Origin of the sequence: Chitinophaga varians, assembly GCF_014529945.1 — a bacterium.
Classification (GTDB): domain Bacteria; phylum Bacteroidota; class Bacteroidia; order Chitinophagales; family Chitinophagaceae; genus Chitinophaga; species Chitinophaga varians.
Window position 1 is genome coordinate 946,988 of record NZ_JACVFB010000002.1, and the last position, 13,315, is coordinate 960,302.

At 50.0% G+C, this 13,315-nt stretch carries 10 protein-coding genes; 7 read left to right on the top strand and 3 right to left on the bottom strand.

All coding sequences use genetic code 11. The annotated features are described in order from the left end of the window. The first annotated feature begins 8 nt into the window (after nucleotides 1–8). From ICL55_RS11750 to ICL55_RS11765, 4 genes are read left to right on the top strand one after another with little or no spacing between them, the layout of a single operon-like run. On the top strand, nucleotides 9–572 hold the full coding sequence (locus ICL55_RS11750; RefSeq protein WP_188097240.1) for a K(+)-transporting ATPase subunit C: 564 nt from the start codon (nucleotides 9–11) through the stop codon (nucleotides 570–572). Between the two features lie 55 nt (nucleotides 573–627). After that, nucleotides 628–1,716, top strand: a complete 1,089-nt coding sequence (locus ICL55_RS11755) for a porin (RefSeq protein WP_188097242.1) — start codon at nucleotides 628–630, stop codon at nucleotides 1,714–1,716. 6 nt (nucleotides 1,717–1,722) lie between these two features. Continuing rightward, complete coding sequence (locus ICL55_RS11760) at nucleotides 1,723–2,847, top strand: sensor protein KdpD (RefSeq protein ID WP_188097244.1); 1,125 nt, start codon at nucleotides 1,723–1,725, stop codon at nucleotides 2,845–2,847. Continuing rightward, the gene (locus ICL55_RS11765; protein ID WP_188097246.1) at nucleotides 2,844–4,553 is read left to right on the top strand and encodes a sensor histidine kinase; all 1,710 of its coding nucleotides are present in this window, start codon (nucleotides 2,844–2,846) and stop codon (nucleotides 4,551–4,553) included. The genes ICL55_RS11760 and ICL55_RS11765 overlap by 4 nt, the downstream gene beginning before the upstream one ends. On the opposite strand, the gene ICL55_RS11770 is transcribed toward ICL55_RS11765, so the two are convergent. After that, the gene (locus tag ICL55_RS11770) at nucleotides 4,554–7,562 is read right to left on the bottom strand and encodes a PAS domain S-box protein (RefSeq protein WP_188097248.1); all 3,009 of its coding nucleotides are present in this window, start codon (nucleotides 7,560–7,562) and stop codon (nucleotides 4,554–4,556) included. A gap of 277 nt (nucleotides 7,563–7,839) precedes the next feature. On the opposite strand from ICL55_RS11770, the gene ICL55_RS11775 reads away from it, so the two are divergent. Next, nucleotides 7,840–8,541, top strand: a complete 702-nt coding sequence (locus tag ICL55_RS11775) for a porin family protein (protein WP_188097250.1) — start codon at nucleotides 7,840–7,842, stop codon at nucleotides 8,539–8,541. A 77-nt stretch (nucleotides 8,542–8,618) separates the two neighbouring features. On the opposite strand, the gene ICL55_RS11780 is transcribed toward ICL55_RS11775, so the two are convergent. Together ICL55_RS11780 and ICL55_RS11785 are read right to left on the bottom strand one after the other, a co-directional pair. Continuing rightward, the gene (locus ICL55_RS11780; RefSeq protein WP_188097252.1) at nucleotides 8,619–9,395 is read right to left on the bottom strand and encodes an enoyl-CoA hydratase-related protein; all 777 of its coding nucleotides are present in this window, start codon (nucleotides 9,393–9,395) and stop codon (nucleotides 8,619–8,621) included. 122 nt (nucleotides 9,396–9,517) lie between these two features. Next, nucleotides 9,518–11,503 (bottom strand): S9 family peptidase, encoded by a 1,986-nt coding sequence (locus ICL55_RS11785; RefSeq protein ID WP_246496223.1) that lies wholly within the window; start codon nucleotides 11,501–11,503, stop codon nucleotides 9,518–9,520. Nucleotides 11,504–11,724: 221 nt separating this feature from the next. On the opposite strand from ICL55_RS11785, the gene hflX reads away from it, so the two are divergent. Further along, on the top strand, nucleotides 11,725–12,915 hold the full coding sequence (gene hflX / locus ICL55_RS11790) for a GTPase HflX (RefSeq protein ID WP_168870701.1): 1,191 nt from the start codon (nucleotides 11,725–11,727) through the stop codon (nucleotides 12,913–12,915). Next, nucleotides 12,915–13,259: a Rieske (2Fe-2S) protein gene (locus ICL55_RS11795; protein ID WP_188097256.1), complete on the top strand. Its 345-nt coding sequence runs from the start codon at nucleotides 12,915–12,917 to the stop codon at nucleotides 13,257–13,259. Before hflX ends, ICL55_RS11795 begins: the two co-directional genes overlap by 1 nt. Nucleotides 13,260–13,315: the final 56 nt, after the last annotated feature.

Genomic DNA, 13,315 nt, shown 5'->3' on the forward strand with positions numbered 1-13,315 from the left:
ATAAGAAAATGAAAAAGTATCTCCTGCCCTCTATTAAACTGACCGTTCTCCTGCTGGTATTGCTGGCCGGTATCTACCCGCTCATCATCGCCGGTATCGCCAAAATGGCGCCCGGTAAAGGCGGCGGTGTAACGGTAACGCATAATGGAAAAGTTGTAGGGTATGAAAATATAGGACAGAAATTCACCAATGATAAATACTTCTGGTCCCGCCCCAGCACGGTAGATTACAATGCTGCCGGCTCCGGTGGTTCCAACAAGGCACCCGGCAACCCGGATTACCTGAAAACGGTTGCGGAAAGAATTGATACTTTCCTCGCACATAATCCGGATGTGAAAAAAGAAGACATCCCGGCGGAACTGGTGACCGCTTCTGCCAGCGGCCTGGACCCGCACCTCTCTCCTGCTGCGGCTTACATACAGATCGCCCGCGTGGCCAAAGCCAGAGGTATCGCTCCTGAAAAACTGAAACAGCTGGTAGATGCTAATACCAAAGCTCCCCTGCTGGGCATGCTGGGCCCTTCTACGGTGAATGTCCTCCAACTGAACGTCGCACTGGACGAGTTGAAATAAACCAAAGATTTCCGGTGATACTTCACCGGAAATCTATTTAACCTATATAAATTTTATGAAGAAGATTTTATTGCTGGTCGCCATCATGGCTGCCGCTATCACCCTTTTTGCCCAAACCGAACCAACTACTGAGAAAGAAAAAGAAAAAGGTAAACTGACATTTTCCGGTTATGCAGAAGCTTATTACAGTTATGATATGAATCAGCCGGCCAATCATACCAAGCCCGGTTTCCTGTATAATTTCAACAGGCACAATGAGCTGAACCTCAACCTGGCCATGCTGAAAGCCAATTACAACTCCGACCGGGTGCGGGGTAACATTGCCCTGATGACAGGTACCTATGCCCAATACAATATGGCTGCGGAACCTACTATTCTGCAGTATGTATATGAAGCCAATGTTGGTATAAGAGTGGGTAAAAATGTATGGATCGATGCCGGTATTATGCCCGCTCATATTGGCTTTGAAAGTGCTATCGGAAAGGATTGTTATACGCTGACACGCAGTATGCTGGCGGAGAACTCTCCCTACTTTGAAACCGGCGCCAAGGTAACCTGGACGCCCAACGAAAAATGGTCGTTTGCCGTCCTGTATCTCAACGGATGGCAACGTATCAAACGGGTAGACGGTAATCAGACGCCCAGTTTCGGTACGCAGATCTCCTTCAAACCGTCCGATAAAGTGTTGCTCAACTGGAGCACTTATGTAGGCAACGACTTCCCCGACAGCACTCGCCGGATGCGTTATTTTAACAACCTTTATGGTACCTTTGGTATAACGGATAAATTCAGCCTGATAGCGGGAATAGACTATGGTCTGCAACAGAAAGCAAAAGGCAGCAGCGACTTGTCTAACTGGTACACACCCATCGTGATTGCCCGTTATGCTTTTACGGAGAAACTGGCAGCAGCGGGAAGAGTAGAATACTTTAATGATGCAGATGGCGTGGTGATCACCACGGATACGCCGCACGGATTCCAGACGACCGGTTATTCCCTCAACCTCGATTTTACCCCCGTCAGCAATGTGATGTTTCGGATAGAAGGACGGATGTTTAACGGAAGAGATAAAACATTCATCAAAGGAACAGAACTTAAAAATAACAATGCTGCCCTGACGGCATCGCTGGCAGTGTGGTTCTAATATACCATGACAGAAAAAGAAAACACCGTACAACATTACCTTAACCTGGCAAACCGCGCCGGTCGCGGCAAGTTTAAGATCTACATCGGCATGAGCGCCGGTGTGGGCAAGACCTACCGCATGCTCCAGGAAGCGCACGCCATGTTAAGGAACGGCATCAATATCCAGATTGGATATATAGAAACGCACGGGCGTACCGAAACGCACGCCCTGCTGGAAGGCCTGCCTGCGATCCCCCGCAGGCAGGTTTTCTATAAAGGCAAGATGCTGGATGAGATGGACCTCAATACCATCCTGCTGCTGGCGCCGGAATGGGTGGTGGTGGATGAACTGGCGCACAGTAATATCCCCGGTTCCAAAAACGAAAAGCGCTGGCAGGACGTGATCGATCTGCTCAACGCCGGCATCAACGTCATTTCTGCTGTCAACATTCAGCATATCGAGAGCATCAACCAGGAGGTGAAAGTCATTACCGGCGTAGAGGTAGGTGAACGGGTACCCGATAGTATGCTGCAAATGGCCGATGAAGTGGTGAACATCGACCTCACCGCCGATGAGCTGATTACCCGCCTGAAAGAAGGGAAGATCTATGACCAGTCTAAGGTAGAAACGGCCCTGCGCAATTTCTTTCAGGCAGATAAAATCCTGCAGTTGCGGGAGCTGGCGCTGAAAGAAGTGGCTACACAGGTAGAAAGGAAGGTGGAGACAGAAGTGCCGCGCAGCCAGCAGATGCGCCATGAGACTTTCCTGGCTTGTATTTCCACCAATGACGAGGTAGCCCGGAAGGTTATCCGGAAAACGGCCCGGCTGGCCGCCTATTATCATGCAGACTGGTTTGTGCTGTATGTGCAGACACCGCGGGAAAGCGTGGAAAAAATACCATTGGCCGCACAACGTCATTTGATCAATAATCTGAAACTGGCGACAGAATTAGGCGCGGAAGTTGTGCAGGAACATGATACGCGTATTTCCGATGCGATCATACGTGTAGCGGTGGATAAGCAGATTACCACTGTTTGTATCGGCAAACCGCATATTAGTTTGTTCCGCATTATTTTACGGACCAACCTGTTTAATCAACTGCTGAAAACTCTTTCTTCCAACGATATAGATCTGATTATCCTGTCATGAGTACACTGAGGCTAAAAACGAAGATTACTTTGGGGGTGTTGTTCCTCTACATTATGCTGCTGATCGTCAGTGTACTGGGATACTATTACCTGAACCGGCTGACCGACAAGGCCAAGATTATCCTGAAAGACAACTATGAGTCACTGGAGTACTCCAAAAATATGCTGGTGGCATTGGAAGACCTGCCGCTGCACAGGGCACAGGCATTGCAGCAGTTTTCCACTAACCTCAAACGTCAGCAGGCCAACGTGACTGAACGGGGCGAGTACCTGGCCACTACCAATGTAGCGACGATATTTGAAAAGCTGCAAAAAGACAGCATCGCCAATCCGGCAGATGTGACAACGATCAAAAAAGGCATCTATGCCATCATGGACCTCAACATGAATGCGATCGTTGGAAAAAACGAGCTGGTAAAGCGGACCGCCGATAACGCGCTGTTGTACATCGCCATTATCAGCGGTGTGTGTTTTCTGTTAGGGTTCACCTTTGTCTATAATTTCCCCGGTTATATTGCCGACCCCATCAATGCATTGACAGAAGCCATCAAAGGCATTTCCAACAAACAATACGGTAAAAGATTACATTTTAAATCCAACGATGAGCTGGGTGAACTGGCCACCGCCTTCAATACCATGGCCCAGCGGCTGGATGAATATGAACACAGCAATATTGCCCGTATTACCTTTGAAAAACAACGTGCCGAAGCGGTGATCAGCAGTCTGAAAGACGCCACCATCGGATTTGATACGCAGAACACTGTGCTTTTTGCCAATGCACAGGCGCTGCAGCTGCTGAGTATTCCCGAGAAGGAATTGATAGGCCATTCTGCTGATGACATGGCCAAACAAAATGATTTGTTGAGATTTCTGATCAACCCCGCGGAGAATGTACCGCTTAAGATCGTGGTGGATGGCAAAGAATGTTTCTTTACACAGGAGGTAGCGGACATCAGGCATGAAGACAGTCGTATAGGCTATGTCGTTATCCTTAAAAATATTACGGCCTTTAAAGAACAGGACCTCGCCAAAACCCATTTTATCGCGACGATCTCCCATGAATTAAAGACTCCGCTGGCCTCTTCCGACTTTAGTCTCAAGTTACTGGAGGATGAACGTATTGGCACGCTGAAGCCGGAACAGCGCGAGCTGCTGGAAAGCATGAAGCAGGACAATCAGCGCATGATCAAAATTGTAAGTGAGCTGCTGGACCTGTCGCAGGTGGAGAGCGGTAATATTCAGCTGCAGCCGCAGCCGGTTACCGCTTTGAATATAGTGCAGTACGCACTGGACACCGTGCAAAAACAGGCGGCCCAGCGGGAGATCACTATCCGGCAGAGCGTACCGGAAGTGTTGCCCCGGGTGATGGCCGACGTGGAAAAAACCGCGTGGGTGCTGGTAAACCTTTTGACCAATGCCATTCGTTACTCTACCCTCAAATCGGCCATAGACCTGAAGGTGGAGAACACAGGCACCAATATGTTATCTTTCTCCGTGCAGGATTATGGCAAAGGGATACCCCTGGCCTTCCGCGACCGGATATTTGAACGTTTCTTTCAGGTGCCGGGAGTAAAAGGGCATAAAGGAAATGGCCTCGGACTGGCCATTTCCAAAGAGTTTATCGAAGCGCAGGGCGGCGTTATTGGAGTGTCCAGTGAGGAAGGCAAAGGCAGCCTGTTTTATTTTACGTTGCCGATAGCACAGTAATCAGTCAAAGGTGGCTATATACGCTTCAATGTCGGGTTTGTAGCGGGTGAATAATTCCTCTATCCTGGCGGCTTTGCGGGAAATTTCCTCATAGTTGCAGTCGAGTACCAGGCCCCTGTTGATTTCGTGTGCCAGCTGTACCCCTTCATGCATGGAGACGAAGTTCAGGTTGCCTTTCAGCTGGTGAGACACGAAGCCCGCATTTTCCCAATCTCTTTTCTCGATATATTGCCGTAGTTGCGAGATGGCGACAGGCATAGCTTCTACCAGCTCTTTCAATATAATTTTCACCTCGTCATGGCCTATCACCTGATGAATAAACTCGAAGCTGATAGGAGGTTTTTCTTCCGGCGCAGGGGTAGCGGGCGGCGGGTTACTGCCGCCTGGACCGGCAGGCGTAGACAGCTGTTGAGCAGGATCAGGGCGGTGTTCCGGCGCTGGTCCGGGATCGGTGTCATGGGTGGCGGATGCCTGAATTTTCCGGAACAGATCATCTTTCTCAAAGGGTTTGGACACATAGTCGTTCATGCCTGCCTGCAGACAACGTTCCCTTTCGCCGTCCAGTGCCGATGCCGTGAGGGCAATAATGCTGGTATTGATACCATTGTTACGAATAGCACGGGTGGTTTCATAGCCATCCATACCGGGCATTTGTAGGTCCATAATGATACAATTATAGGATTTGGTACTTAATATTTCGAGAGCGGCCATGCCGCTGTCAGCAACGTCTACGCGTGAACATCCCCCTTTCCGCAGGGTATAATAGGCCACCTGCTGGTTGATGTGGTTATCTTCCACGATGAGGATAGCCAGGCCTTTCAGGGGCTGTACAGGTGCCTGTGCCAGTGGATGACCGGGCAGCTGTGGCTGTGGGAAAGGATTTTTGGTGAAAGGTAGCTCAAAGTAAAAGATGGAGCCCTTGTCTGGCGTGCTCTCTACCCGGAGGCTGCCGTTTTGCAGGTCTATCAGGTGTTTGCAGATGGTGAGCCCCAGCCCGGTGCCGCCAAAATCGCGGCTGTTGCCCTTATGGCTCTGGGAGAAGCTTTCAAAGATCACTTCCAGCTTATCTGCCGGGATACCGATGCCGGTGTCTTTTATTTCAAAGCCTAGCCGTACACCGGAATTATTTTTATCGGCCGATACCAGTGTAACCGTCACCGTTACATGACCTTTGGGGGTGAATTTGATGGCGTTTTCGATCAGGTTGGTAAGAATCTGGCGAAGCCGTACTGCATCGCCCAATAGTTCCACCGGCATATTTTCCGCGGTGCGGATATTGAAGACCAGCCCCTTTTCCCGGGCTTGCAGTTGCAGCGGGAAGGCGGTGCTGTTGATGACTTCCCGGAGGTTGAATGGTTCGCTGACCACTTCGAGTTTGCCCGCTTTTATTTTGGAGAAGTCCAGTATTTCATTGATGATGACCAGCAGATTTTCGGCAGATCGCCGGATGGCGGTCACGTATTCCTGTTGAACGGCCGACAGCGCTTTTTCCTGCAGCAGCAGTTGGGTCATGCCTACGATACCGTTCATGGGCGTACGTATTTCGTGGCTCATATTTGCCAGGAAGGTTTCCTGGCTTTTCTGGGCTTCCACGGCTTTTTCGCGGGCTTCTTTTTCCTGTTGGAGGTAGAGTGTTTTTTCCGTGAGGTCGGTACCGATGCAGCAGATACCGATCATTTCGTGGCTGGCATTGCGGAGGGGGAACATCGTCAGCAGGAAATGATAGGTTTTGCCGTCTATGGTAAGTGTTTCTTCTGTTTTCTCTCTGGTGCCTGTTTCCAGTACTTTGCGACTCATTTCTGCATACCGTTCCACCCAGGGGTAATGAAGCTCGGTATCGGTTTTCCCTACAATATCTTCTTTAGAGACGCCCATCACTTCCATGAAGCGGTTGTTGACCAGCAGGTAGTTGCCGGGCATATCCTTTACGAACATCATGGAAGGCATATTGTCCAGGATGGCTTCCAGTCTTTTCTGGAGGTACTGGATATGTTGCTCTTTGCGGTACTCCCGGTCAATATCGCGGACGATGCATTCAAATGTTTTGCGGCCGTTTTCGCCGGTGATGAGATAGGCCAGTTGTTCCACCCATTTTTTCTCTCCCGTGCGGGTGATGATTTCAAAGCGGAGCGACGAGTATTCGTCGCCGTTTTCCAGTTGTTGCAGGTAGAAGATTTTCAGGCGTTCAAATTCTTTGTCTTCCAGCAGCAGGGAATAGTGTTTGCCCACGAGGGTGGTATTGGGATAGCCGGTCAGTTCTTCCGACCGGGGACTGACGTAGGTAAAGAAGCCGTGCCGGGTAGATTGGTAGATAATAGGCTCTGCTTCTTCCACCAGGCGTTTGAAGGTCTGTTCACTTTTGAGCAGCTGGTTGCCCCAGTCTTTTATTTTTACCGACACTCTGAAGATATAGCGGACCTCTCCGATCAGGAGGATAATGGTGAAGAGGCTAAGGCCTAATGTTACCCATAGTGACCAGGAGGTATAAGCTGAATCTTTACCGACGCGTTGCAGTAGTTCCTGTTGTTCCGTATCAATATAGGTATTGATCAGGTTGCGGAGGCTGGCCGTCTGGGCGGAGAAGGTGGGTCCCAGGATTATTTCCCCGGCTTTAACCGGGTCCATGTCGGCGGTGGAGATAATCAGTTGTTTGGTATGTCGGCGCTGAAGGAGCAGTTGTTGTATGGCCTGGAGGTGATCTTGCTGGGTGGTGGTGTTGTGGGTGTTGCCGGACAGGCGCTGGAGTGCTTGTTGGAGGCTGTCCTGCAGCCGGGCTTCCGGTGGCAGCAGGCGGCCGTTGCTCAGCAGGAAGTCTTTGATGCCGGCCGTACTTCTTTGGTCCAGTATGAAGATGGCCCTGGCCTGGTTGGTGGTTATCTGGCTCGTCCTTATCCAATCGGCAGCAGCGTTGGTCCTTTTCCGTACCATCACGGCATAAAATATGAAGCCGCTGAGTACCATGAGTACGGCTATCACGAGGGTTATGACGGTGAGGGTTATATTTCTCATCAGGCTTTTGGTTTCACAGACTAGTTAGCTGTTTTGGCCGGGGTAGTTTCCCCGTTGGAGGATTCATTCCTGAAATTTAGCTAAAAAAAAGCATTATTGTTGTTCATCTTGTTCATTTGTGAGAAGCGGTACATGTAAAGAATATGATTTATCAATATGACTTTTTATGTAACTTTCGCGCCGAAAAGGAGGCAGTTGGGAATATTTTAACCAATTCTTTTACAATCATTCCAATATATTTGCCTAATATTCTTTTTCCTAAGTATTAAAATATTTTATGAAAAAAATAATTTTTACCCTTGGCCTGATAGCTGTAGCTGTGGGTGTTTTTGCACAGGAAGGCGGTTCTCCCATGAACAAGGCAGTTAACAGGGCTACCCATTCCCGGGATTTTCTGATGATTCAGTTGTCCTATGATGGTTGGGCTGGAGCACCTGATAGTATCAAGACGGGTTTCAACAGGGGCTTTAATATCGCACTGATGTACGATTTCCCATTCAAGAAGTCACCCCTGAGTGTGGCGGCTGGTTTGGGTATCAGCACCAGCGGGGTATATCTGAAAGATCACACTTTTGACATTTCCGGGAAAGTGAGTCCAGATAAGGCTTCCTTCCCTGCCAGCAATGCATATAAAAAATTCAAGGTAGCCACTACCTATCTGGAAATTCCTATTGAATTGCGGTATCGCAGTGTGCCGGACAACGCCAATAAAGGCTTTAAAGCTGCGCTGGGCGTAAAGGTAGGTACCCTGGTAAATGCACATACCAAAGGCCGCAACACGGGTGCCAACGGTTCCAAAAACTGGGATAAAGACATCAACAAAGGCTTTTTCAACCCATGGCGTTTTTCTGCCACTGCCCGTGTAGGTTATGGCAACTTCGCCCTGTTTGGCGCCTATTCCCTGAATCCGATGCTGAAAGACAACAGCGATCTGGATATCAGACCTTATCAGATTGGTATCTGCCTGAGCGGACTGTAATCGTCCACAGGATTAAAAATATAACGGCCATGGTTGTATCAAACCATGGCCGTTTTTTATTTCTTATTGTTTTGGTATCAGTTGCCGGTGAATGCCGGTTTTCTTTTTTCGAGGAAAGCGTTGATGCCTTCGCGGTTGTCAGCGGAGTTGCCGGCGATTTCCTGGCAGTAGGCTTCGTATTCGAGCGTAGCGTCCAGAGATTCCGTCATGCCTTTGGTGAGCATTTTTTTCATCAGCGCGATGGCTTTGGTGGGGGCTGCAGCGTAATAGGCGGCTTCGGCTTCCACGGCCGCATCGAGTGCATCTGCCGGTACTACTTTGTTGATCAGTCCCATTTGCAGGGCTTCTGCGGCAGTAACTTTAGACGCTTTGGTGGCCAGTTCAAAAGCGCGGTGGTAGCCTACGGTACGTGGCAGGAAATAGGAAGAGCCGGAATCCAGTACCAGTGCGATATTCACAAAAATCTCGATCATGGTGGCGGCTTCGCTGGCGATGATCATATCGCAGGCGAGAGCGAGGGAGCACCCGGCGCCGGCAGCCACGCCATTGAGTTTGCAGATGACTGGCTTGGGCATGTTGCGGATGGCGCGGATAATGGGATTGTAACGTTTGTGCAGTGATTCGCTCAGGTTGCGTTTACCGGCTTCCATAGAGGCTTTGAGGTCTTGCCCGCTGCTAAAGGCTTTGCCTGCTCCTGTCAGTACCACTACTCTTACGGCAGGGTCTCTCTCTGCCTGTTTCAGGGCATCCTGTAGTTCATAACTGAGCGGATCATTGAATGCGTTGTAAACTTCCGGGCGGTTGAGCGTGATGGTGGCCACGCCATTGGTGGTTTCCAGTAACAGAGAAGTCATAACAATTACGAATTTGGAATTACGAATTACGAATGAAGGGTTTAATTATGGAAAGGTCACTAAATGACTGGTTTAAAAATAAGCCTTTAATTCGTAATTCGTAATTCCTAATTCGTAATTGTTTACAGGGTTTCTTTCAGCCAGTTGAAGAATTCACGTTGCCATACGATGGCGTTCTGAGGTTTCAGCACCCAGTGGTTTTCTTCCGGGAAATAGAGCAGTTTGCTTTTGATGCCTTTCAGCTGTGCCAGCTGGAAGGCTTGCAGGCCCTGCTCGATGGGCACGCGGAAGTCGATACCTCCCTGAATGATCAGGATAGGCGTGTTCCATTTGTTGGCGTGTTCGCTGGGGTTGAAGTCCTTGTATGCTTTCGCATTGGCGGGGTCCCAGTAGGCGCCGATATCCCAGTTGGCGAACCACAGCTCTTCGGTAGTGCCGTACCAGCTTTTCAGGTCGAACAGGCCGTCGTGGGCGATGAAGGTTTTAAAGCGGTTTTCGTGTACGCCTGCCAGCATGTAAACGGAGTAGCCGCCGTAGCTGGCGCCGATGGCACCGAGGCGTTTTTTATCCACATAACTTTCTTTGCTCACATCATCGATGGCGCTCAGGTAGTCGCGGATAGGCTGGCCGCCCCAGTCTTTGCTGATGGAGGCGTTCCATTCCACGCCGTGGCCGGGCATCCCTCTTCTGTTGGGTGCTACCACGATATAGCCCTGAGAAGCGATCAGCTGGAAGTTCCAGCGGAAAGAATAGAATTGGGAAAGGGCTGACTGCGGGCCGCCCTGGCAATACAGCAGGGTGGGATATTTTTTAGCAGGATCGAAGTCGGGCGGGAAGATCACCCATGCCAGCATCTCTTTGCCGTCGGTGGTTTTCACCCAGCGTTTTTCCACTTTGCAGGCGCCGATTTTATCGTAGGTGCCTTTGTTGACGTTGGTCAGCTGTTGCAGCGTGCCTTTCTGAAGGTCTACGGTAAACAGTTCTGCGGCGTGGTTCATGTCAGTGCGGGTCACGACCATGGTGTTGCCGGACTGCGCCACCATGCCGTTGACATCGAAGTCGCCGGCAGTAACCTGGCGTATATGCTTGTCCGTGGTTTGGGCCGGATCTTTCTGCAGGGCAATTTCCAGCAGTTGCTCGGTACCTTTCAGTACGGCGAGGAAGTAGATTTTTTTACCGTCGTTGCTGAAGCGTACTGCGGAAGCGGTGCCGTCCCAGCTTTTGGTGAGGTTAGTTTTGGCGCCGGTAGCACGGTTCAGGAGGATGACATCATTTTTGTCTGCTTCGAAACCGTCGTGGGCCATGCTGAGCCAGGTGAGGTATTTGCCATCCTGACTGAAAGCGGGGGCCATATCGTAGCCCATCATGCCTTCGGAGAGGTTGCGGGTGGCTTTGGTAGCGATGGTGTACTCGTAGATATCCGTATTGGTGCTGATGGCGTAGTCTTTACCAAATTTTTTCTTGCACACATACAGGATGCTTTGGCCATCGGGGCTCCAGATCAGGTCTTCGGCTCCGCCGTGAGGCATCTGCGGGCAGTCGTGTGGTTCGTCAGCCATAATATCTACCGGTGTACCTATCTCGCCGTTGTTATAGGTAGCATAAAACACGTGGGAGAAGTTGCCATCTTCCCAGGTATCCCAGTGGCGGTAGTTCAGGTTGTCGTAGATCTGTACGTTCGACTTGGGAAGGTCAGCATAATGATCTACCCCGGAGATTTTTTTCACTTTCACCTCTTTGGTAAACATGATGTGTTTGCCATCGGGAGAAATTTTGATGTTTTGCATTTCACCGGTCCCGTTAGTTTTCTGTACGGCGTTGGAGCCGTCAGCATTCATTTCCCACCATTGGCCTTTGAGGGAGTAGCCAACTTTGCCGCCGGGGAGCACGGCTACATCGCCTTCTCCGCCGGGTGACTGGGTCAATTGTTTGGGTGCGCCGCCGGTTAGCGGGATGGCATAGAGGTTTCTTTCACTCTTGTTGTCGGCCAGGCTGGGTTGTGACACGCTGAAAATAACGGTCTTCCCGTCAGCGCTGATGGCCTCCCCGCTGACTCTGCCGAGTTGCCACAGCAATTCGGGCGTCATTTTGTCCTGGGCTGTTGCCATAGTTGAAATTAATAGTCCTGTCAGTAAAAATGGTTTATACATGATCTGCAAGATGTTTTGGATCACCTAAATGTAGGAAACTACCTGCTGATTCTGCTGGTTTGAGGCATTTTTCTGAAGAACAGGATAATATACGGTCATCTTCATATGAGAGAAAAAACAATCTATCACCAGCATCACTGATTAAAAACAAGTATTTTTGCAGCAAATTTTTAAGCACTTTGATAGAGAAAAAACAAGTCGTCCAAAAAGAAGAGAAAGCCGTTATTGTAGGGGTCATCACTAAAGACCAGACGGACCGGCAGGTACAGGAGTTCCTGGACGAGCTGGTGTTTCTGGCGGAAACGGCTGGTGCCACCACTTTAAAACGCTTTACGCAGAAACTGTCCCATCCGGACAGGGCCACTTTTGTGGGTAAAGGTAAACTGGAAGAGATTCACCAATATATCGCCAGCAGGGACGTGTCGCTGGTCATCTTCGATGATGAGCTGACAGGTTCCCAGATCGCCAATATAGAGAAGGTACTGAAGGTAAAAACAATTGACCGCAGCGACCTTATCCTGGACATCTTTGCCCGCCGTGCCCGCACAGCGCAGGCCAAAGTGCAGGTGGAGCTGGCGCAGTACCAGTACATCCTGCCCCGTTTGCGCGGTATGTGGAGCCACCTGGAACGTCAGGGCGGTGGTATCGGCAGCAGAGGCCCCGGTGAAACGGAAATCGAAACGGACCGTCGTATCGTAAAAGACAAGATCGCCCTGTTGCGTAAGCGGCTGGCTGAAATAGACAAGCAGTCCCTGACCCAGCGTAAGGAACGTGGCGAGTTTATCCGTGTAGCCCTGGTCGGTTATACCAACGTGGGCAAAAGCACCATCATGAACATGCTCAGCAAAAGTGAGGTGTTCGCGGAAAACAAACTGTTTGCCACCCTCGACACCACTACCCGTAAAGTGGTGTTTGAACAAACACCTTTCCTGCTCAGTGATACGGTAGGATTTATCCGTAAGCTGCCCCACCATCTGGTAGAGAGCTTCAAATCCACGCTGGATGAGGTGCGCGAGAGCGATATCCTGTTGCATGTGGTAGATATCTCCCATCCGCAATATGAAGAGCAGATCGAAGTGGTGAACCGTACGCTGCAGGAGCTGAAAGCTTTTGACAAGCCAACGATCATGGTCTTTAACAAGATGGACCTGTACGAAGCCAATACCTTTGATAAATGGCTGGAAGAAGATATCAAAAAAGATATCCTGCAGTCGCTCAAACAGAACTGGGACACAAAAACCAACGGCAACACCGTTTTTATCGCCGCGCTGGAAAGACGCAATGTGGAAGAGCTGCGTAAAACCATCATGGACAAGGTAGCCCAGCTGTACAGAGAACGTTATCCCTACAAAACAGAATTTTTCTATTAATGGCCAAAAAGTACACCTGGCATAAACTCGACGAAGGATATCTGCCACTTGCCGACAATGCGATCCGTGCACAGGAAGTGAACGGAAAGATGATCAGTGTTGCCCTGCATCAGGGTCAACTGTACGCTTTTGCTCATAAATGCCCGCATGCCGGCGGCATCATGTCCGATGGATTCATCGATGCTGCCGGTAATGTGGTATGTCCCATACATCGCTATAAGTTCAGCATGAAAAATGGGCACAACTGCAGCGGAGAAGGATATTACCTCAAAACCTACCCGATAGAACAGCGGGAAGACGGGCCTTACGTGGGGATGGAAAAGAGCGGTGGCTGGCTCTGGTAGCCGCCGGTTTATTTTATTGTTAATTACCCCCGGCAGGTTTTTATCCGTCAACGGAT